This is a genomic window from Buttiauxella sp. WJP83, from assembly GCF_027594725.1.
Classification (GTDB): Bacteria; Pseudomonadota; Gammaproteobacteria; order Enterobacterales; family Enterobacteriaceae; genus Buttiauxella; species Buttiauxella selenatireducens.
This window is the reverse complement of sequence record NZ_CP110080.1, coordinates 4,083,969-4,105,821: the sequence shown is the minus strand read 5'-3', so window position 1 is coordinate 4,105,821 and position 21,853 is coordinate 4,083,969. Positions and strand designations below refer to the sequence as shown.

Annotated in this window: 20 protein-coding genes; 13 read left to right on the top strand and 7 right to left on the bottom strand. The window is 50.3% G+C overall.

The genetic code is table 11. The features are described from left to right. The first annotated feature begins 54 nt into the window (after positions 1 to 54). Positions 55 to 1,608, top strand: a complete 1,554-nt coding sequence (locus tag OH773_RS18935; RefSeq protein WP_270140938.1) for a methyl-accepting chemotaxis protein — start codon at positions 55 to 57, stop codon at positions 1,606 to 1,608. Between the two features lie 101 nt (positions 1,609 to 1,709). Here OH773_RS18935 and fbp read toward each other — a convergent pair whose 3' ends face one another. After that, positions 1,710 to 2,708, bottom strand: coding sequence for a class 1 fructose-bisphosphatase (gene fbp, locus OH773_RS18930; RefSeq protein ID WP_183272591.1), 999 nt, complete (start codon positions 2,706 to 2,708; stop codon positions 1,710 to 1,712). 175 nt (positions 2,709 to 2,883) lie between these two features. Between fbp and mpl the strand changes: the two genes are divergently transcribed. Further along, the gene (gene mpl / locus OH773_RS18925; protein ID WP_270140936.1) at positions 2,884 to 4,254 is read left to right on the top strand and encodes a UDP-N-acetylmuramate:L-alanyl-gamma-D-glutamyl-meso-diaminopimelate ligase; all 1,371 of its coding nucleotides are present in this window, start codon (positions 2,884 to 2,886) and stop codon (positions 4,252 to 4,254) included. Between the two features lie 155 nt (positions 4,255 to 4,409). On the opposite strand, the gene yjgA is transcribed toward mpl, so the two are convergent. Beyond that, positions 4,410 to 4,961, bottom strand: a complete 552-nt coding sequence (yjgA, locus tag OH773_RS18920) for a ribosome biogenesis factor YjgA (RefSeq protein ID WP_183272593.1) — start codon at positions 4,959 to 4,961, stop codon at positions 4,410 to 4,412. A 98-nt stretch (positions 4,962 to 5,059) separates the two neighbouring features. Here yjgA and pmbA point away from each other — a divergent pair, with 98 nt between their 5' ends. From pmbA to OH773_RS18905, 3 genes are all read left to right on the top strand, one after another. Then, positions 5,060 to 6,412, top strand: a complete 1,353-nt coding sequence (pmbA, locus tag OH773_RS18915; RefSeq protein ID WP_270140934.1) for a metalloprotease PmbA — start codon at positions 5,060 to 5,062, stop codon at positions 6,410 to 6,412. A 93-nt stretch (positions 6,413 to 6,505) separates the two neighbouring features. After that, complete coding sequence (gene cybC / locus OH773_RS18910) at positions 6,506 to 6,892, top strand: cytochrome b562 (protein WP_183272595.1); 387 nt, start codon at positions 6,506 to 6,508, stop codon at positions 6,890 to 6,892. 63 nt (positions 6,893 to 6,955) lie between these two features. Continuing rightward, positions 6,956 to 7,540, top strand: coding sequence for a hypothetical protein (locus OH773_RS18905; RefSeq protein ID WP_270140931.1), 585 nt, complete (start codon positions 6,956 to 6,958; stop codon positions 7,538 to 7,540). Between the two features lie 123 nt (positions 7,541 to 7,663). On the opposite strand, the gene OH773_RS18900 is transcribed toward OH773_RS18905, so the two are convergent. The 5 genes from OH773_RS18900 to OH773_RS18885 form a co-directional block, all read right to left on the bottom strand. Then, positions 7,664 to 8,467, bottom strand: a complete 804-nt coding sequence (locus OH773_RS18900; protein WP_270140929.1) for a hypothetical protein — start codon at positions 8,465 to 8,467, stop codon at positions 7,664 to 7,666. A 111-nt stretch (positions 8,468 to 8,578) separates the two neighbouring features. Beyond that, positions 8,579 to 9,298, bottom strand: a complete 720-nt coding sequence (locus tag OH773_RS18895) for a hypothetical protein (protein ID WP_270140927.1) — start codon at positions 9,296 to 9,298, stop codon at positions 8,579 to 8,581. Further along, positions 9,295 to 9,531 carry a hypothetical protein gene (locus OH773_RS22465; protein WP_442865624.1) on the bottom strand — a complete coding sequence of 79 codons (237 nt, stop codon included), beginning with the start codon at positions 9,529 to 9,531 and terminating at the stop codon, positions 9,295 to 9,297. The genes OH773_RS18895 and OH773_RS22465 overlap by 4 nt, the downstream gene beginning before the upstream one ends. A gap of 18 nt (positions 9,532 to 9,549) precedes the next feature. Next, entirely contained in the window at positions 9,550 to 11,598 is a 2,049-nt protein-coding gene (tssI, locus tag OH773_RS18890; RefSeq protein WP_442865623.1) for a type VI secretion system tip protein TssI/VgrG, read from the bottom strand. A gap of 399 nt (positions 11,599 to 11,997) precedes the next feature. Continuing rightward, positions 11,998 to 15,306, bottom strand: a complete 3,309-nt coding sequence (locus OH773_RS18885) for an autotransporter outer membrane beta-barrel domain-containing protein (RefSeq protein ID WP_270140925.1) — start codon at positions 15,304 to 15,306, stop codon at positions 11,998 to 12,000. 1,053 nt (positions 15,307 to 16,359) lie between these two features. Here OH773_RS18885 and OH773_RS18880 point away from each other — a divergent pair. The 8 genes from OH773_RS18880 to dagF are packed head-to-tail and all read left to right on the top strand — an operon-like array spanning position 16,360 to position 21,798. Further along, on the top strand, positions 16,360 to 16,677 hold the full coding sequence (locus OH773_RS18880; protein ID WP_270140923.1) for a glycine dehydrogenase: 318 nt from the start codon (positions 16,360 to 16,362) through the stop codon (positions 16,675 to 16,677). Positions 16,678 to 16,694: 17 nt separating this feature from the next. After that, positions 16,695 to 17,057: an SFCGS family glycine-rich protein gene (locus tag OH773_RS18875; RefSeq protein WP_270140922.1), complete on the top strand. Its 363-nt coding sequence runs from the start codon at positions 16,695 to 16,697 to the stop codon at positions 17,055 to 17,057. Between the two features lie 2 nt (positions 17,058 to 17,059). Further along, positions 17,060 to 17,356, top strand: coding sequence for a DUF4312 family protein (locus OH773_RS18870; RefSeq protein WP_270145954.1), 297 nt, complete (start codon positions 17,060 to 17,062; stop codon positions 17,354 to 17,356). Between the two features lie 24 nt (positions 17,357 to 17,380). Continuing rightward, positions 17,381 to 18,157, top strand: a complete 777-nt coding sequence (locus OH773_RS18865; RefSeq protein WP_270140921.1) for a DUF4311 domain-containing protein — start codon at positions 17,381 to 17,383, stop codon at positions 18,155 to 18,157. 13 nt (positions 18,158 to 18,170) lie between these two features. Further along, positions 18,171 to 18,812, top strand: a complete 642-nt coding sequence (locus OH773_RS18860; RefSeq protein ID WP_183272613.1) for a DUF4310 family protein — start codon at positions 18,171 to 18,173, stop codon at positions 18,810 to 18,812. A 13-nt stretch (positions 18,813 to 18,825) separates the two neighbouring features. Beyond that, positions 18,826 to 19,959 carry an amidohydrolase/deacetylase family metallohydrolase gene (locus OH773_RS18855; RefSeq protein ID WP_270140919.1) on the top strand — a complete coding sequence of 378 codons (1,134 nt, stop codon included), beginning with the start codon at positions 18,826 to 18,828 and terminating at the stop codon, positions 19,957 to 19,959. After that, positions 19,943 to 21,061, top strand: coding sequence for a DgaE family pyridoxal phosphate-dependent ammonia lyase (locus OH773_RS18850; RefSeq protein WP_270140917.1), 1,119 nt, complete (start codon positions 19,943 to 19,945; stop codon positions 21,059 to 21,061). Before OH773_RS18855 ends, OH773_RS18850 begins: the two co-directional genes overlap by 17 nt. Next, positions 21,058 to 21,798 (top strand): 2-dehydro-3-deoxy-phosphogluconate aldolase, encoded by a 741-nt coding sequence (gene dagF, locus OH773_RS18845; protein WP_270140915.1) that lies wholly within the window; start codon positions 21,058 to 21,060, stop codon positions 21,796 to 21,798. Before OH773_RS18850 ends, dagF begins: the two co-directional genes overlap by 4 nt. Positions 21,799 to 21,853: the final 55 nt, after the last annotated feature.

Genomic DNA, 21,853 nt, shown 5'->3' with positions numbered 1-21,853 from the left:
ATTTTCTGAGGGCGGTCGATAACTAATCAATCGTACTGCCACCGGGAAAAGAGCATGTTGAGAAATTTGTCTATTCGCACGGGGCTGCTGACGTTACTGGCAGTCATGACCTTCCTTTTGTTATTTGTCAGCGGCATGGGCATTTATGCCCTGCAACAAAGCTCAGCCTCACTGGAAAAAATCAACCGCTTACAGGGCGAGCAGATGGTGCGCTTGTCTGATGGCTATGTTTCTTTGCTGCGTGCGCGCAATGGCGCAGGGCAGGCGGTCAGGCAGATGGAAATTGGTTTGCTGGAAGATGCAACCAAATCCACTGACTACGTCACCAGCGATGTGAACGCCGCGCAGCAGCAGTTAAAAGCGTTCATCGACAGCGGCGTGGGTGACGAAGAAGGCAATCGTCTGGTTCAGAACTTATCGCAAAGCTATGCGGAGTACCTCGCAAAAGGCATCAACCCGATGCTGGCCGCTCTTGGCAAACAGAACCCCGATGATTACTACGATTTGCTCGAACACACCCTGATTCCGTTGTCGCAGAAGTTTGATACGGATGTCGATATTTTCAAACAGTGGGGCGAGCAGCGCGGCAACAGCGAAGTTGAAGCGGTGCAACGGCACAAAACTATCGTCCTGACGCTTATCATTATTGCTGCATTGCTCACCGCTGGGATTATCGTGCTGGTGTGGTTGGCACTGCGTCATCTGCTGCTTAAACCGCTTAACCAGTCGATTGAACAATTGGAGTTTGTCGCCAAAGGCGATTTAACCCAGCAACTGCCCGCGGCGGGGAATAACGAGTTTGGTCGTCTGGCGGCGGCGATTACCGTGATGCGTGATTCCTTGATGGAGTCGGTCAGCCGTGTGCGTGACGCCAGCTCGCAAATTGATACCGGCAGCCGGGAGTTGGCCGCGGGTAACCTCAATCTTTCTCAGCGAACTGAATCAACCGCAACGTCGCTCGAACAAACAGCCGCCAGCATGGAGCAGATAACCGCGACGGTGAAACAGAATGCCGATAACGCCGAGCAGGCGCACAAGTTAGCAAAAGACGTTTCTGAGATCGCCGATCGCGGCAGCGAAATGGTGTGCTACGTCATTGAAAAAATGCAGGATATCTCCAGTAGCTCAGGCCGTATCGCAGACATCCTGAGCGTGATTGATGGTATCGCCTTCCAGACCAATATTCTGGCGCTGAATGCTTCGGTGGAAGCGGCACGCGCAGGTGAGCAAGGGCGTGGGTTCGCGGTGGTGGCGGGTGAAGTTCGCACGTTGGCTAGCCGCAGCGCTGATGCAGCAAAAGAGATCCGTTCGCTTATTTCTGACTCGCAAAATCATGTGGGGGAAGGTCGCGAACTGGCGCAGCAAGCGGGTGAAACCATGGATGAGATTGCGGAAGAAGTGATGCGCATGACCCGATTGGTCCGTGAAATTGCCAGTGCGTCAAATGAACAAAGCCACGGTATTGAGCAGGTGAATATCGCGGTTAGCCAGATGGATGAAGCGGCGCAGCAGAATGCGGCGTTGGTTCAGGAATCAACAGCGGCAACTCGTTCGCTGGAGGAGCAGTCGCAGCAGCTTGTGGCGGCAATGGCGACGTTTAGGTGTTAATGGTTTAAAACCATCCTCACCCCAACCCTCTCCCCCAGGAGAGGGAACGGTACAGTTTTCGCCCTCTCCCTGGGGGAGAGGGCGGGGTGAGGGCGGGAGCCTTAAGCGTCCGGGAACTCACGAATAAAACGTTCTACATCATCAACCATATGCTCATTACCCACAAAGAACGGACGGCGCTGGTGCAGGGTTTCTGGGATGATATCCAGAATACGTTCTTTACCGTCACTCGCTTTACCGCCCGCTTGTTCAGCCAGGAATGCCATCGGATTACCTTCATACAGCAAACGCAGTTTCCCTTCCGGGTGGCTTGCGGTGCTTGGATAGAGATAAATCCCGCCTTTGAGCAGGTTACGGTGGAAGTCTGCCACCAGAGAGCCGATGTAGCGCGAGGTATAAGGGCGCTGCGTGTTGGCGTCTTCTTCCTGACAGAACTTAATGTATTTCTTCACCCCTGTCGGGAAACGGATGTAGTTCCCTTCGTTGATGGAGTAGGTGTTTCCTTTGTCCGGGAAGCGCATACGTTCCTGGCACAGGCAGAACACGCCCAGTGACGGATCGTAAGTGAAGGCATGCACGCCACAACCGGTGGTATAAACCAACATGGTTGAAGAGCCGTAAACCACATAACCTGCCGCCACTTGCTTGTTACCCGGCTGGAGGAAATCGGCTTCGGTGACTGGCGTACCGACCGGAGTAATACGGCGATAGATAGAGAAAATCGTACCCACTGACACGTTGACGTCGATGTTTGAGGAGCCATCAAGTGGGTCCATCAGCACCACGTACTTGGCATGTTCCGCGCCTTCGAAAACAACAATGTCATCTTCTTCTTCGGAAGCAACACCCGCCACAATCCCTCGGGCTTTCAGTGCTGCTTTCAGTTTTTCATTTGCGAACAGGTCAAGTTTTTGCTGCACTTCGCCCTGGATGTTTTCAGCTCCGCTGGCACCTAAAATATCCACCAGACCCGCTTTGTTGATGTCGCGGTGGATGATTTTTGCGCCGAGCTTTATTGCCGACAGCAATGCAGTCAGTTCACCGGTAGCGTGCGAGAACTCGTGCTGCTTTTCGACAATAAATTCACCTAACGTTTTCATAACACTTTCCCTGCAGTCAGTCAGTTGAGTAAAACGATTGCAACAATCCTAACAAAGATTCAAATAGTAGCGTACAGGTGAATCGCGCCAGCAAAATACGGAATTAACTTAAATGCGATTTGCCAGCACCCAACATGCGGTTAGAATGTGCGCCAAATGATGAAAGGATAGATTTATGCGCATTCATATTTTGGGTATTTGCGGCACATTCATGGGCGGCCTGGCAATGCTGGCTCGTTCACTCGGTCATGAAGTGACTGGCTCGGATGCCAACGTATACCCACCGATGAGCACCCTGCTTGAAGAGCAGGGTATTGAATTAATTCAAGGTTACGACGCAAGCCAGCTCGATCCGCAACCGGATTTAGTGATCATTGGCAACGCCATGACGCGCGGTAATCCTTGTGTTGAAGCGGTGCTCGAGAAAAACATCCCTTACATGTCAGGCCCGCAGTGGTTGCACGACTTCGTGCTACGTGACCGTTGGGTGATTGCGGTTGCGGGAACGCACGGCAAAACGACGACGGCAGGAATGGCGACCTGGATTTTGGAAGCCTGCGGCTACAAACCGGGTTTCGTGATTGGCGGAGTACCGGGTAATTTCGACGTTTCTGCGCGTCTGGGTGAAAGCTCATTCTTCGTGATTGAAGCCGATGAATACGACTGTGCGTTCTTCGACAAGCGTTCCAAATTCGTGCATTACTGCCCGCGCACGTTGATCCTCAATAATCTTGAGTTCGATCACGCAGACATTTTTGACGACCTGAAAGCGATTCAGAAACAGTTCCACCATCTGGTGCGTATCGTACCGGGGCAGGGGAAAATCATCTGGCCTGAAAACGACGCCAATATTAAGCAAACGCTGGCGATGGGTTGCTGGAGTGAGCAAGAGCTGGTGGGCGAACAAGGTCACTGGCAGGCGAAGAAACTCAATCCGGATGCTTCTCACTGGGAAGTGTATCTGGATGGCGAACGCGTCGGTGAAGTGCACTGGCAGCTGGTGGGCGAACACAACATGCATAACGGGCTGATGGCGATTGCCGCTGCGCGTCATGTGGGTGTGACGCCTGCTGATGCAGCGAAAGCGTTGGACAGCTTCGTGAATGCTCGTCGCCGCCTTGAATTGCGCGGTGAAGCGAACGGCGTAACGGTGTATGACGATTTTGCTCACCATCCAACGGCGATTCTGGCAACGCTTGCTGCGCTGCGTGGCAAAGTGGGCGGAACCGCACGTATTCTGGCCGTGCTTGAACCGCGTTCTAACACCATGAAAATGGGCCTGAGCAAAGACGATCTCGCCCCGTCTTTAGGCCGTGCAGATGAAGTCTTTTTACTTCAGCCGCCGCATATTCCGTGGCAGGTGGTGGAAGTGGCCGAAGCCTGTATTCAGCCTGCACACTGGAGTGCGGATGTCGACACGCTGGTGGAGTTGGTGATGAAAACCGCGCAACCAGGTGACCATATTCTGGTGATGAGTAACGGTGGTTTCGGTGGTATTCATCAGAAATTGCTGGATGCACTGGTGAAGAAAGCTGAGAACCAGTAATACGTTGAGAGAAACAACCCTCACCCTAACCCTCTCCCTGAGGGAGAGGGGATAACCTGGTGCCTGGTTTTCTCCTTCTCCCTGAGGGCGAGGGGATAGCCTGGGTCTGGTTTTCTCCTTCTCCCTGAGGGAGAAGGCCGGGATGAGGGTGGGTGTTAGGCCTGGGCTTCGGCCAGCTCGCGCAGATAAGAGAAAATCTGGCGGTAAGATTTTGGCGGCTTGTTGGCTGCCTTCTCTTTTTGAGCGTTACGGATCAGTACGCGCAGTTGCTGGCGATCGGCATCCGGGTAAAGTCTTAGCACTTCACTCATCGCGTCATCACCTTCTTCAACCAAACGATCACGCAATGCTTCCAATTTATGGAATAGCGCAACTTGTTGGTTGTGACGGTTTTTCAGTTTATCGAGCGCCTGACGGATAGGATCCATGTCACGCGAACGCATCATTTTACCAATCAACTGAACCTGACGGCGACGGCCTTCTTTTTTGATTTTCTGCGCTAATTCAATCGCGGCACGCAAATCATCATCAAGAGGGATCTTGTCGAGCGCGTTCTTGCCCAACTCCATCAGTTCCATACCCAGGCGTTTTAACTCCTCGGCATCACGTTTAATTTCGCTTTTACTGACCCAGATAATCTCATCATCTTCGTCTTCATTTTCGTTATCTGGTACGTCATCGAGCCAGTCATCGGGCTGCTTAGTCATATTAGGCTCCTTAAAAAAAGTGGCTAATTCTACCAGTAAAGCCTGTTCACTGCGAAATTGTTCTGTTCCTGTTAGACTTAATTCACTCACCTTACATTATGGCAGTAGCGATGAAAGTAAACACGCAAGTAGCACAACAACGTCAGGTTCTGGAACAAGCGGTATCTCAGGCGCTGGAATTAGCTTCCGCTCAGTCCGATGGCGCAGAAGTGGCCGTCAGTAAAACCACTGGTATCAGCGTCAGTACGCGATACGGTGAGGTGGAAAATGTCGAATTTAACAGCGATGGTGCGTTAGGCATCACCGTCTATCATCAAAACCGTAAAGGCAGTGCCTCCACCACCGATCTCAGCCCGGATGCCGTGGCGCGTACCGTGCAGGCGGCTCTGGATATCGCCCGCTACACGTCGCCAGATCCGTTCGCGGGTGTGGCCGATAAAGAACTACTGGCGTTTGACGCGCCAGATTTAGATCTTTTCCACCCGACTGAAATGGATGCAGACCGCGCTATTGAGCTGGCGGCGCGTGCTGAAAACGCGTCACTGAACGTCGATAAACGCATCAACAATACCGAAGGTGGCAGCTTTAACAGCCACTACGGCATTAAAGTGTTCGGCAACAGTAACGGCATGCTGCAAAGCTATTGCTCTACTCGCCACTCGCTTTCAAGCTGTGTGATTGCAGAAGTTAACGGCGAAATGGAACGTGATTACGCCTACACCATTGGCCGTGCGATGGAAGACCTGGATAGCCCGGAATCCGTTGGCATTGAGTGCGCTCGCCGCACGTTAGCGCGCCTGTCTCCGCGTAAATTGTCTACTATGAAAGCGCCGGTTATTTTTGCTGCCGAAGTAGCAACCGGCCTGTTTGGACATTTGGTTGGCGCAATTGCGGGCGGTGCGGTTTACCGTAAATCGACTTTCCTGCTTGATTCGCTCGGTAAGCAAATCCTGCCGGAATGGCTGACAATTGAAGAGCATCCGCATCTGCTCAAAGGGCTGGCATCCACGCCATTTGATAGTGAAGGGGTACGCACAGAGCGCCGTGACATTATTAAAGACGGCATCCTGCAACAATGGCTGCTGACCAACTATTCTGCCCGCAAACTGGGTCTGAAAAGCACCGGCCATGCGGGGGGTATCCACAACTGGCGCATCGAAGGACGCGGTCTGGACTTCGACGGTATGCTAAAAGAGATGGGGACGGGTCTGGTGGTCACTGAATTGATGGGCCAGGGCGTAAGCGGCATCACCGGCGACTATTCGCGTGGCGCGTCTGGTTTCTGGGTTGAGAATGGCGAAATCCAGTATCCGGTGAGTGAAATTACCATCGCCGGAAACTTAAAAGATATGTGGCGAGAAATTGTCACAGTAGGCAGTGATATTGAGAAGCGCAGTAACATTCAGTGTGGTTCAGTGTTGTTGCCAGAAATGAAAATTGCTGGCCAGTAAAACCCTTCATACTTCAAGTTGTGGGGGGGGCTACACTTACCCACAACTCGAATTATTTAGGGTTAATACTAACTATTTTTAAAGGGTGATTTAATGCGTAAGCAACTGATTGCAATGTTGGCAGTATCGACCGTGTTATTTTCCGCAACGAGCATGGCAAAAGAAGTCGCCGATGATATGGACGCGATTGCGGAGAACTACAAAACCGTGATGAGCACCGATAGCGCGGCAGAACTAAAAACCTCGCTCAACAATATGCGTACTGCAGCACTGGATGCGCAAAAAGGCACGCCCACTAAACTTGAAAACAAAGCGCCCGACAGCGCGGAGTTGAAAGACTATCGCCACGGTCTGGATTTGCTGGTGGGGCAAATTGATGGTGCGCTGAAACTTGCCAACGAAGGTAAAGTGAAAGAAGCACAGGCGGCAGCAGAAGATTTTAAAACCACTCGCAATGCCTACCATAAGAAGTACCGCTAAGGTAATACTGATCAATCCTAAGGGTATATAAGTTATTTTATTATTTATAAGGACATCCGATTTATGAAACCGATTCGTACCATTGCCAAAGGTGCCGCGACTGTTTCGCTGCTTGCGTTCAGTGTTTTCTCTGCAAATGCCACACTTCTGCCTGTAGCGGGCGATCTTCAGGCCGATCACTTCTCCGCGAAAGTGGTTTCAGTCGATCAAAAAAATCATGTCGTGGTGCTGGAAGGTGAGCAAGGCAATAAAGTTTCGCTCAATATTCCTGAAGAAGCAGGTACTCTGGCCAATCTGAAAGCAGGTGACACAGTCGATACCACCGTGACCCGCTCCGTTGCCGTTGCATTTGATACCAATATTGATAAAGCCGCACCAACCGCTTCATCAACTAAAGGCATGGAAAAAGCGACCAAAGATAGCCCAGAGCACGAAGCTTTCCGCCAGGTTAACGTTCAGCTCAAAATTAAACACATTGATGTGAAAAAGAACGAAGTGACTTTTGTCGGTCCTAAAGGGCAGGAGAAAGTGATTACGGTTGAAGATCCTGAGGTTCAGGCTCGCTTGAAAGATCTTAAAGTTAACCAGAGCGTGCGTGTGACTTACACCGATTCAATTCAAATCACCGCGCATCCAGCTGCGAAGTAATTCCTTTCTGGTGCTTAATCCCTTCTTTCTGTTTTCAGGAAAGAGGGGATTTCTCAGATCGCTAGCCCACAATTCGTTAATCTGCCTTCCACTCACGTGCATTGTTTATTTAAAGGTATTTAATCAAAGTTTGTCATATAACGAATTCAGATGTGTCCCATCAATTTCAGCACTGACTTCATTGGTTCTGATTTCAAAACTATAATCTTTATTTTTACCATTGAAATCAAATCGTTGCATAAATGATTCTAATGCTCGCGGCGTGTAATCAGGCTCGCATATTTTATCTTCATTATAGATATAGCGAGGGTTTTCCCTTGTCTGGCAAATATCTGTTGGAGAGGTGAAGATAGAAAATAACTCTTCATTAATAGATTTCTCAGTAAACCATTTTTCGGTGACAATATAAAAATTAGATGATTCGAAATTATAACTTTTCTTTCCTGGCATAAAGTAAATATAATCATTCAGTGTTGTAGTAAACGCAAAGCCTTTACCTGAAGGTATTTCTTGCCATTCATCTCGACCTAAATCACCAGGATAACCACAAGTGTTTCCGAAGAAAAATAATCTAATATCAGCTGTGGTTACTCCGAAGGTTCGCCCACAAAAGAGTGGTGATACCGGGATTTTACTGTGGCTGGGTAACATTAAGTAATTATAGGGAAGATGGTTCTTTATGAAAAAGTAAGATTCATTGCTATTGTTATGAAATTTAATTGTTGCAAGAGCATTGTTGTTTTTTTCTTCTATTGAAATATTAAATGATGTTTTACGTTTGAATTTAATTTTAGCATTGTCATATCCTGAAAATGAATCCTCATCTTGTGAATCTGATATGGGGTATATTTCGGCCTTTTCGTAATGGTTTTCGACCCATCCTCTTTTGCCAAATTCATGCTTAATGGTTATTAAATTATTAGCCATTAGTTGGTTGCAATATAGCACTGATGTTGTTGATATGTACAATTTTAGCAATGCTGCGAGCATTTTTAAAGTTAATGAAGTGGTCGGTGTAGTTATGTTTTTCATAATATATTAAGCGCTTATTTGAAAATATCGTTCAATATTGTAAGCATTGTCAAAAACATTCGGATCTTCCTTCTTCACCATTTTATTAGCGCCATCTTTATGCTGTTCAAATGATGACTTGTCTTCACCATCTTCGTGCTTTTTTTTATGACAGTTTTCATCATAGTCAGAGGTGCCCATGCCGCCCTGACTTGGTTCTGCAAATTTTTTAACAAAGTGACTCATCTCATGACAAAGTGTAGATACACGGGAATCTTCCCCCATAACACTCATGCAGGATCGAAAGCCATGATTTTTTAACCGCCCAGTAAAATTGATTCCTATGTGAACCTTGTAATTGCTTTGCTGTCCTGATGATACTCTTGCGCAGAATGCTTTTGGACCATCAATCTCATTAATAAAATCATTAACAGTCAACTGTCCCTTTATATCACGCAGTCTTCTTATACCATCCAGCATAATTTCTCTGGCAGTCATATTATGTATATCTGAAACACCCCTAAGGGGGAGGTCGACAGGGATTTCACGCTCTCCCCTGGAGCCGAATATTTTATGAAATTCATCCTGTTTATCTGGTGTCCAATCTTTAAGATCCTTCTCCCTCTGATCTAAAACACGGCCCATTGCATCAAGCGCTTCCTGAACCATTATTTTGAAATCATTCTTGAGGCATTGATTGAGAGTTTTTTTATCTTTTGATAAAGTTGCTTTTGTTGGACCACTCATTTTTCAGTTCCCCAGTTTTCCTTAAAATCATTACTAATAAGCGTTACATCAATGCTCTCTGCATCTTTTTTGGTGAACCATTCGGTATGCCCCTGCTCATCGGTAAAACCTTCTTTTTCTGTATTATCAGAAAATCTGACATTATATTTTTTAAATGCGTAGGGGGTTCCATTAGGTTCGGTGAAATTAACCCTTACGCCATAACCCTCTGATTCATCACTATCATCCGTCATCGCACTCAATACCATTGGTTACAACGTCCCCACCGGCGTCCCCGCACTCCCTCCACCATTGAGATTTATCACTGGCCCCATGATGTCGACGCCACCGGCATGGATCACCACGAACGAACCACTCACTTTGAGGCTGATCTGACTGCTGCTTTCCAGCACGATATCGCCGTTAACTTTTATCCCCAGCGAACCGCTGACCTTCTGCGCCAGGTCGCCCTTCACCTCAAGGCTGCATTTCCCTTCCACCAGACTGACGTGATTGCCGGTCGTTTTGTGATGCTGATCCCCCTCCACCGTCACTTTCCGATCATTCGCCACGTACAGTCCATCATCGTGGCTGATGCTGACGGTGCGATCGTTAGTCACTTTCAGTATCTGGTCGCTGCCGACGCTCACTTTCCGGTCGTGGGATACGGTAATTTTTTGATCATGCCCACCGGCATTCTCTTTGCCTACTCTAACCGTCTGACCCAGCCCCACGGTGATCTTCTGGTTGTTGCCGATGGTTTCGGTGTGATCGACTTTCACATCGGTAGTGCGATTGTTCAGAACTTCGGTATCCATGTTTTTCTGCGCATGGATATAGACCTGCTCCTTGCCGGTTGCGTCATCGAATTTCAGTTCGTTAAACCCTCTGCCTTTGTAGGTTTTCGAACGGATGGTCATCTGGGTTTTGGTGCCCGGCAAATCTCCCGGCGAGCGGTTGTCTTCATGATACGCCCGGCCCATCACAATCGGCTGGTCAGGGTCGCCATGCAGAAAATCAACAATCACTTCCTGGCCAACGCGGGGAATGGCGAGGTTGCCAAATCCGGTGCCTGCCCATGCCTGGGAAACGCGTACCCAGCAGGAGCTGTCTTCGGTGGTGCCGTGATAGCGGTCCCAGATGAATTTGACGCGAATACGTCCGTACTCATCGCAGAAAATTTCTTCCCCTGGCGGGCCGGTGACCACCGCGCTTTGTGGGCCATCCACTTTTGGCTTCGGCAGGGGCGTGGAGCGCCAGGTGCGGTCAGCGGGTATCACCTCAAACTGGTTGCTGAGCGTGGTACCTTTTCGCTGGCTGCCGTGCAGCGCCTGTGGTTGTTCTCCCCTGAGCAGACTGCGCACCACCTGCCATTTGCGATTCATGTTTTCTTGTGGATGTCTGGTCAGCGTAAAGCACACACCGGGCCACAGTTTTGGCGTATTGGCCGAGCCGCTGGCCTTTTCTGCGCCGTTGCGCAGGCCTTCCATCCGATAACGGGTAAAATCTTTGCCGTGCTGTTCGTCTTTATAACGGCCCGGATAATTAAAGATTTTATATTGCGAACGCTGGCCGTTGAGATGTCTGGCATCGTGGTCATAGAGACCCGGCCAGTCCGGTATTTTAAAGGTGTAGTCCCGGCTTAATACCGATGAGGGGCGGATGCCGGCTTCATAGCGAAACACGCTGATACACTCACCGCTGACTTCGCGGGTGTTCGGGTTAAACGGGAAGGAGGATTCAGCCCGGGCCAGGCCCGCCTTATCATCACACAGCGTTAATGTCTGGCTCGCACCGTCCGGAGAGTGCTTGTCGAAGAAGAAAATCCCCTCTTCAGCCCACAGACGTGACAAAAAATCCAGGTCGCTTTCGACATACTGGACGCAGAACTCGCGATCGGCATGGTCTTCATAAAAATACGGTTGCCAGTCGGTGATGCCGTTTTCCTGTAGCAGGAGCGCGGAAATAGTCTGAATATCCTGCTGCTGGAAAATACGGAAGTTCTGGCGCAAACCTGCGCGCCACAAAGGGGGCTGTATCTGAAAACGATAATGCATCTGCCAGCCGGTGTTTTCTTTCATGCCGAAGGTGGAAATGACGCCCGTGACATAACGTTGTGGTGTATCCCCCTGCCAGATGGTCAGCGTGGCGTTCTTCTCCAGCAGGCTCTCCGCAGTCAGCCGGAAAACGTCGCTGGCAACATCAACCTCCAGGACAAACGGTAGAGAATAATGCTGGGCCAGACTAAAGTTCACGACCGCGAAGCTCTCGGGCCCCAGACCGTCAACCTCGAGGGTAAAACGTAATCCTTTTACAGGCATAAAACCGTCCTTGTTACAGAGAAATGCATGAAAGAAAAGCATCACGAAATGCGGGGGAAAGCATTAAGCGTTTTTGGGATGGGTTCTGTGACAGGAGTCAATACTGTGGGAAAATGGTCGGGGCAGGTACGAAATAAATATTTATCAATTCATTAATAGAAATATTGAATGCCTGGCGCATTCAGATTCATAGGATAAATAGTCTCCGTTATTGCGGAACAAATCTAAATTTCGAGCTTACGGAAGGTAATTTCTGCGTCTATTTTCATTGATTGCCCGAATGCCTGGCTCTACACATTTTCCATAAAGTATCCAAAAACGGTGACCACATCACGGACTCGGGTTTTGTAGGGTGGACGTCGCCCATGCTAATCCACCCTACGCGTCGACTGATCGTGGTTAGAAGCTGTACTTCACCCCAACCATAGCGGACGAATCGCTGTAACCTTTATCGCCCACCTGAACACCCACATTACCCCACAAATTGAGATTTGGATTCAGCTGACCCTCAACACCGGTTTTGATCTCCCCGATATTGCGCGCGCCGCTTTGATAAACGCTTGCACCGTCCATCCGTGTGCCAAAGTCATTGGTGTTGTGGATCCAGTTAGCTTCAACGAAAGGCTGGAAGATGCGGTTTTTACCGTCATCAATTTTGCTGTGTCCTTTCAGGTAGGTACGCACACCCAGACGAGTCTGGATATTGCCGTCACCCTCGCCACTGACGCGGGTTCCGTTGTTTTCACGGTGGTCATCTGCCTCAACACCCATCCAGATAGCCTGGGCCTGTGGCTGGATAAACCATTCATTTGTCGAACCCTGGCTGCCGATAAACTCACCCAGTTTGTGGGTGTAGCCCAGTTCCAGCGAAGCGGTTATGCCGCTTGATTTATAAGACTCACCCTGGATGTTCTGACCTTTCACATGGTTGTTGAACCAGCCGTACTGCGCCCAGGTGTCCAGGTAAGTGCCCTGGTGTGTTTCGTCATTTTCATACCATGTGGCATAAAGACCTGCGCTGTAACCGTCCACCGAACCTTCAGAATGATATCCGGTGACATTGGAGTGGCTATTGCTGCGGTTGTTGCCGTAACCGGCCATTGCCCCAAGGTGCCAGCGTTGCAGACCGTCGTTGCTCCACTGCGCCAGATCGCCGCCCAGTTGCACGACGTAGCGGTTGCTTTGGGTGCTTACCTGGCCGCTGCTATCCTTCCAGCGGTTATGCCCACCCACCTGACGTAACCACAGACTGGTGACTTTTTTCTCACCGGTAAGCGCGTCGGTATACTGTGTTTCACCCAGACGGTCGTGCAGTCGGTTAATAAACATGGTATTGGCTGCCGCGAGGTTTGCCGTGTAACTGGCAGATTCAGGACGAACGGTCGGTTCACCTGGGTTATCTGATTCAGGCGTTGGCGGTACTATCGGATCGACTGGGTCAACTGGTGGTTCAGTGGGGTCCGTAGGATCGGGTGGCGTAATCGGCTCGATCGGCGTGGTGGTATCCTTGTTTGTCAGGAACCAGTCGGATCCGTTTTTCACCAGGTTGTAATCATAAGCCCCGGCAACAATTCGCCCTGATTTAGCGAAAGTCCCGTCTGACAGACCATTCACTTCGACAACACGGATCCCTTCAACGGTGCTGGCGCCACCGCCACCGGCATTGTTGATCTGCATGAACGTATTACCGCTGGTATTGCCGTTGACCACGAGCTTATCGGTTACCGAAGCGTCATCACCCAGAACCGTGTTCATCACCAATGTCCCGTCCTGGCCATTCCAGTTATTAACGGTCAGCGTGTGGCCGCTGGTCATTGGCAATGTGGATGGCGCGGCATAACGGATTGTCCCGGCGAGGTTAACGTCACCGGCCAGCGAATCTGCGGTCATGTCCCAGGAGCTGGCTTTATCGATGTTCACATCCGTTGGGTCAATCCAGCCTGTCAGGTTGGCACCGTTTTGCAGGGACAACGTCGTGTTGTCTTTGCCAATGATATTACTGACCAGTTGTGCGCCGCCGTTTGTGCCATCCAGCACTAACTCACCACCATCGATATGGGTGTCACCCGTCCAGGCCGTTTTGCCCGTCAGCGTCAGAGTACCGTCGCCAGTCTTGGTCAGGCTGCCTTTGGCTGTGCCATCGATAATATCGCCGGCATAGCTGGAATCATCTGCGGCCGTGGCATTATTAGTGGTAAGCATCGCACCGTTAAGTTGGACTTCACCACCGGTCCCGCCCAGACGGTTCACAAATTGGTTATTCCCGTTCAGGTCAAACACACCGCCATTGATGTTTACTGCATTACTGCTGGCAATACTGTCAACGATGTCGGTGCGCAATGTGCCCGCATTGACAACCGTTTCGCCAGTATAGGTATTAGTGGATTGTAAAGCCGTTGTGCCCGCGCCTTGCTGAGTGAGCGTACCTGTCCCGGAAATCACTCCGCCAAGGGTCGTTTCTGCAGGATTATTGATAACAAACGCGCTGTTATTGGCAATATCACCCACGAGTGAGCCGGCAGTACTACCATCGCCAAGTTGCAGGGTGCCACCGCTGATGGTCGTTCCACCGGTGTAGATGTTTGCGCCCGTCAGCACGGTGGTGCCATTTAAGTTTGTCACTGAACCCAGGCCTGTCACGATGGGCGAGAACAGATAATTTCCCGACGTGTCAGAGTGGTTAAAGACCAGGGCGTTGGTGTCGTTGAGTAAGTTAACTTTGGCTGTTTCCAGCGTTCCCGGTGCAACAGCCGTTTCCCCGGCTTGCGCCCCGATATTAATCGTACTGCCATCACCCGCGACATTAATGGCTTTTTCTGCCACCAGGCGGCCTCCATCGGCAACCGTCAGGGTGCCCGTACTGGAAGCGAGGCTGGCATCTTTAGAGGTATAGCCGATGGTGAGGGTGCGTTTTGATCCTATATCCCATGTGGAGCCAGTCCCGCTTACCAGGGCGTGGCCGACGGACCCATCTTCAGTTGCAATTCCGCCGCCTGCGCTGTTGACCGTGCCGCCTGAGGTGATGTTCATAACACCTGTGCCGCGTCGGCCCACATTTATTGGACCCTCGGTAATCGTCCAGTTTGAACCGCTGCCGCTGACATTGACCGAACCGCTAGCCCCATGGCTATCGCCAACATAAGAGGCTGATGTAGAGGTCACTTTGCCTGCATTGCTGATGTTAATCGCCCCGGTGCCGTTGGTTCCGACGGTGATTCCCGAGCTTTGATCCGCATTAACAAATAAGTGAGAATCGGCACCATCGACGTTAACGACGCCGTTGCCATTGTTGTTTTGCCCGATATTAATAAACTTGGCGTATGCTTCACCGCCGTTCTTAATATCCAGCGTGCCATCGCCCCCACCGCCGACTGCCGTGGTACCGCCCCCGGAAGGGACATTGGACGAGGTGACGCTGTCGTACCAGGTGCCACCATCAATGGTCAGCGTCCCTTTGTCACCACCGCTGAAACCCAGCACTGAACCGGATTCATGGGCGGGATCTTGCCCTGAAATGACGGACTCACTTTGTTTAATGATGAGAGAGCCGGTTCCGCCGTTACCGATATATAAGGCTGTGGGGTCTGAAGGCAGGTCTGCAACGCTGTGCGCGTCATTGACCGTTTCTGCATGTGCCGTGGTACACAGTGAGGCGACAATAAATAAACCCAGCCCTTCACGGGATACCGCTTTATAAATATATTTCATACGTTTTATTATCTCGGAATCTATTATTATCGTACTAATTATCTGGGATCCATTCCCATAATATTGGTAGTCAGAAATTCATTCTTTGGTTATATGAAGACGAGCAGAAGCAAGCATTCAATGATGCTGATTGTCTGTTTTCCATACAACGCGTTGCCCGTTAATATATCATTTCTGGCAGATGGGGTGAGGTGGGGGTGGGGATTATCATTTACCGCTAAGTGTAATCTTTAAATTGCACATATAAAAACAGAGTGGGGTTTTATATATTATCGTTTGCGTTACTAAAATAATCATCATAAAAAACAGCAATATACTTCAATGGGATTGCCTGTTTAACTTATTGAAAATAAATGTTTATTTTAAGTTTTCGTCGCGATGGTATGTAGAGGGTTTTATGCGAGTTTTTGCACTCTCTTTCCCGAGGAATATTTATCGAATGTTAATTAATAACGAGATAATAAGTGGAAGGTATTATTTACACAATTGGAGTAATGTTTCTCAATAATTGTTGAATTAAAATTTTATAATTTCCTTGTTAATAACTATTCTGAATAACATTAGTTTTAGTGTGGTACGATTAATTAACTAAAAAAACCAGTCGATGAAATAGACAATATGATTGTTATTGCCGTTTATTTAGGCAGATAAAAGCGGGCTGATTATTTAATCATCCTTTACTTTCCAGAAACTCGAGAATTGATTCTCATTGACCCCTTCACGGTAATGTCGCGTTGTGAACCGCTTTGATCCCCATTTCAACGTTCATCCACCATAAGTCTTTCCAATATTTTCTCAAAAACAGCCCTCACATCACAATTTTGCTCAAAAAATATCACTGCGATGTATGAGTATTCCTTCATTAATCCGTGAGTGTAATCACATTAAACCGGCGATTTATCATGAACAGGCCACTTTTTGTGAGACATATCACTATTGAAGCCGCGATTTCCACTTCGAAGTGGAAAACAACTCGCTACAAAGCTTTAACACCTCCCGATACCTTAAAAGCCTAATAGCGAAGAGGTACGTAGTGTGAATAGCGGAGCGGTAATGGTTAATGAAGCCGGGAGTACCGAGGTTACACAGCTTACAGAACGGGTGCTGGCGTATATCTATACGCTGCTTAACAGCAGAAACATCACGCCCAATGCGGTGCAAGAACAGATGCTGACTTCCCATGTTCGTGCCATGGCGCATCGGTCACTGACCGGCGAACCGTTGCCAGAAGTTGAAGAGAGCCTGTTTGAGGAAATCTCTGCTGACTCGCTGGATATGGCGAAAGCCGTGGTGGAACAGTTTGGCAATTTACCGGTTGAAGAAGCGTGGTTGTTGTCAGTGCATTTTGAAGTCGCGAAAGACAATCTTTGAATAATCAGGAGATAACAATGGAACAAATTACCGTAGTAATTGGCGACCGCCTGGGTAAAGGCCAGAAAGTGGCAGCAGGGATTGAAAAAGCGGGTGGCCGCGCAGTGGTTATTCCTGGTGTTGCCGCTGATATGAAATTGGGCGACGTGATGAAAGCCGAAAATGCCACCTTTGGTATTTCATTCTGCGGTAGCGGTGGTGCGGGTGCGATTACCGCGCAGACCAAGCACGGCTACAAAGCCAAGTACGGCATGCGTTCAGTGGAAGAAGGCGTCACCGCAATCAATGAAGGCAACAATGTACTGGGCTTCGGCTTTATGGATAAAGAAGAGTTGGGCGAGCGCCTGGTTCAGGCCTGGGCCAAGAAGCACGGTAAGTGAGTATGAAAGAACACTTCTCAGAAACGGTGAGAGTGAAAGGGCGTGGCGATACGAAAGCCAAAGCCTTTGCTGACGCCCTGAATCATGTTCAGGGCTCGGTTATGAAGTCGTCTCCCCATATTTTACTGCGTATTGAGCCACAGGATGTGCAGGTCATTCAGGCGCGAGTCCAGGTCAAGAAAGAGGCCTTTTTGTTCTTCTTTCTCAAGCGCGAAAAGCAAATGTTCAGCGTGGAGTTGGATGTTAGCGTCAATGTTACCGCCATAAATATGGACAAAGTCGACTTTATCGCATCTTAAAAATCACACAGAAAGGACAGACTGATGTTCTTAATCATACTAATAAAATCACTGATAATCGGGGGGCTCGTTGGCGTAGGTGTTGGCGCCGGGGCTGCACGTATGTTTCACGCACCAACCACTCAAGGTATGGGTGCTTTTCGTACATTAGGTGAACTTAACTCCTGCGAAGGAGATCCCGCTTCACACTTCTCATTCGGATTAGGCTTCTTCTTCAACGCGTGGGCATCTTCCGTTGCGGCGGGTGCTTTTACTCAGGACGTTGACCACCGCATTATCCCAAACTGGGGTGCTGCCGCGTTGATGGTGAAAAACCGCAACGTCGCCCAAACCCTGCATGACCCGAAAAAAATGGCTATCGCGTGCGGTCTCATCGGCATGATTGTGGTCGCTTTTCTTAATTCCACCGCTTCTGCTGTTCCAGCAGCATTACAGGTCACGGCGGTAAAAGTACTTGTTCCTGCTGCTAACTTGCTGGTTAACACCGTGATGCCGGTTATTTTCTGGCTGGCGGCGATTGATGCAGGTAAGAAATCAGGCTTCTGGGCCACGATTTTCGGTGGCTGCGCGCAATTGATTATGGGCAACGCCGTTCCGGGCCTGGTGCTGGGTATCCTGATTGGTAAAGGCGTGGAAGAGAGCGGTTGGAACCACGTCACCAAAGTGATGATGGTTGCGATTGTTGCGCTGTTTGTGCTGAGCGGATTCTTCCGTGGCTTCGATATGAAGATGATTGAATCCTTCCATCTGACCGTGCCGAACTGGCTCGATCTGATCCACAGCTCGCTCAGCGGCAAATAACAGGAGCCTCGACATGGAACAAAATAAAGGTTTTTGGTATGCCGACTGGTCGTTCCCGATCTTCGTTGGCCTGCTTTCTTCCGGCGTGTTCGCCGGGACGCACATGTACTACCTGTACGGCATCGGCGCATTTAACGAAGTGGCCTTCGTGGCCATGCTGAAAGCGGGCATCGATACCGGTGTTTACGGCGCGGTGGCAGCGTTCGGCGCGAGTTTCCTGTTTGCCCGTATCATCGAAGGTTCACTGGTCGGGATCCTGGATATCGGTGGTGCGATTCAAACCGGTGTCGGGCTGGGTGTTCCGGCGTTGCTGCTGGGTGCAGGTATTATTTTCCCGGTGGCGAACTTCGCGGCATCGCTGGCGACGGGGTTAGTGATTGGCCTGGCCATTGGCTACCTGATCATTCTGGCGCGTAAATTCACTATCAACCAGAGCGATTCGACGTACGGCGCTGACGTGATGATGGGTGCGGGTAACGCTTCCGGTCGCTTCCTTGGGCCGTTGATCATCCTGAGCGCGATGACTGCTTCTATCCCGATTGGTATTGGCTCCCTGATTGGTTCGCTGCTGTTTTACCTGTGGAACAAACCGATTACGGGTGGCGCAATTCTGGGTGCGATGATCCTTGGGGCATTCTTCCCGATCGCTTTATAGACAGGAGAAAACCATGTTCGACTTGATCCTGCGCCAGGCTCGCCTGGTGGACGATACGGTTATCGACATCGCGCTCAAGGGCGGCAAAATTGCCGCACTGGGCGAGGTTATCGGCGATGCACATGAAGAGCGGCAACTGAACGGCGAGTTCTATGTCAGCGCGGGCTGGATTGATTCTCACGTTCATTGCTACCAAAAATCCCCTATTTATCATGATGAACCCGATAGCATCGGCATTCATACAGGGGTGACGACGGTTATTGACGCCGGAAGTACCGGTGCCGACGATATTGACGAGTTTTACGCGCTGACGCGCAAAGCCGCGACGGACGTTTATGCATTGCTGAACATCTCCCGCGTGGGGCTTATCGCGCAAAACGAACTGTCGGATATGGCGAATATCGACAAAGTTGCCGTGCGCGATGCCGTGCAACGGCACCCAGGTTTTATCGTCGGTATCAAAGCGCGCATGAGCAGTAGCGTCGTGGGTGCCAACGGCATCAAACCGCTGGAGCGAGCGAAAGAGATCCAGCGTGAAAACGGCGATTTGCCGTTGATGGTTCATATTGGTAATAACCCGCCCGATCTCGATGAAATTGCCGATTTACTGACGAGTGGCGACATTATTACCCACTGCTATAACGGCAAGCCCAACCGCATTCTGACGCCTGCGGGTGAACTGCGGGCCTCGATTTCTAAAGCGATTGCGCGGGGTGTGCGCCTCGATGTGGGTCACGGCACGGCAAGCTTTAGCTTCGAGGTGGCGAAAATTGCCATCAGCAAAGGCATTTTGCCGCACACCATCAGCTCCGATATTTATTGCCGAAACCGCATTAACGGCCCGGTGCATAGCCTCGGGATGGTGATGTCCAAATTCCTGTCCATTGGCATGTCTGTGCCACAAGTTATTGATTGTGTTACCGCTCATGCTGCCGAAGACCTGCGCCTTGCAAACAAAGGGCGTTTGTCTGTAGGGCTGGATGGCGACTTAACTATTTTTGCCTTACGCCGCCAGCCGACGGTATTTACCGACTCAGAAAGTCAGACTCTCCAGGGCGAACAGCTGCTGGTTGCACTCGCTGCGGTTCGTGCCGGGAAGTGGTTTGCTACCGAACAAGGAAAAGAAGAACATGCCTTCAATCTATGAAAAATACAATTTAAAACAAGTCATTAACGCATCTGGCCGTATGACGGCGCTGGGCGTTTCCACTCCACGTGCTGAAGTGGTTGAAGCCGTTGCCACCGGCATGAATCATTACTTTGAAATGAAAGACCTGGTGAACAAAACTGGGGAATACATCGCAAAATTGCTCGATGTTGAAGCGGCGACCGTGGTGTCTTGCGCTTCTGCGGGTATCGCGCAATCTGTCGCGGCGGTGTTAGTCAAAGATAACGCCTGGCTGATTGAAAACCTGCATGGTACGCCGATTGAAAACAATGAAATCGTGCTGCCAAAAGGCCACAACGTGAACTTCGGCGCGCCAGTCAGCACCATGATTTATCTCGGCGGTGGTAAACCAGTTGAAGCCGGTTACGCCAACGAATGCTCTGCCGATCAACTGGCTGCGGCTATTTCCCCGCGCACTGCCGCCATTTTGTATATCAAATCGCACCACTCGGTTCAGAAAAGTATGCTCAGCGTTGAGCAGGCAGCCGTTGTCGCGCGCAAACATAACCTGCCATTAATTGTTGATGCGGCGGCAGAAGAAGATTTGCAGTGTTACTACCGTGCCGGTGCGGATCTGGTGATTTACAGCGGTGGGAAAGCCATTGAAGGGCCAACCAGCGGCCTGGTAATTGGCAAAGAGCAGTATGTCGAGTGGGTGAAGTTGCAAACCAATGGAATTGGCCGTGCCATGAAAGTCGGCAAAGAAGGCATTCTTGGCCTGACGTGCGCCATCGAGCACTATTTGACGGCAGCAAAAGAAACGGGCGCTCAAATGTCGGAAAAAATGACGCCGTTTATCGATAACCTCAATACCCTTGATGGCATCAGCGCTCGCGTGGTGTGGGATGCCGCTGGCCGCGACATCGCCCGGACTGAAATCAAGTTCGACGAAGCGGTGATTGGCACCAGCACGGTGGAATTAGTCAGTGCGCTCAAGCAAGGCGAATACGCGATTTTCTTCCGTGGCTACAAGGCGAACGAAGGAATTATCGAGGCCGATGTGCGCAGCGTAAGCCCACAACAGCTGGAGATTATCTATCACTGCATTAAAGCGTTGGTCAGCAAGGAGAAACAGGCATGAAATTGACCCCGAACTTTTATCGTGACCGTGTCTGCCTGAACGTGCTGGCGGGCTCGAAAGAGAACGCGAAAGAGATTTATCAGGCGGCAGAAGGTCATGTGCTGGTCGGTGTGCTTTCCAAAAACTACCCGGACGTTGCCAGTGCCGTAGCCGATATGCGCGAGTATGCGGCGTTGATTGAAAATGCCCTTTCCGTGGGCCTGGGTGCGGGCGACCCGAACCAGTCCGCCATGGTCAGTGAAATCTCTCGCCAGGTGCAGCCGCAACATGTGAATCAGGTGTTTACCGGCGTGGCGACATCGCGAGCGCTGCTTGGGCAACGCGAAAGCGTGGTCAACGGCCTGGTTTCGCCAACCGGCAGAGTTGGCTGGGTAAAAATCTCCACCGGCCCGCTGAGTTCTGGCGCACCGGATGGGATTGTGCCTGTCGAAACGGCGATTAAGCTGCTGAAAGATATGGGGGGCAGCTCCATCAAATACTTCCCGATGGGCGGGCTTGAGTGTCGTGAAGAGTTTGAAGCGGTTGCACGTGCTTGTGCGGAACACGATTTCTGGCTCGAACCGACCGGTGGCATCGATCTCGACAACTACGAAGAGATCCTCAGGATTGCTCTGGACGCGGGCGTGAGCAAAATCATTCCGCATATTTACAGCTCGATTATTGATAAAGCCAGCGGTAACACCCGCCCGGAAGATGTGCGTACGCTGCTGGAAATGACGAAGAAGTTGGTAGGCTAATCCCAAAAGCGGCTTAATGATCGTAAGGTGGATGACCTTAGCGGCATCCACCTTT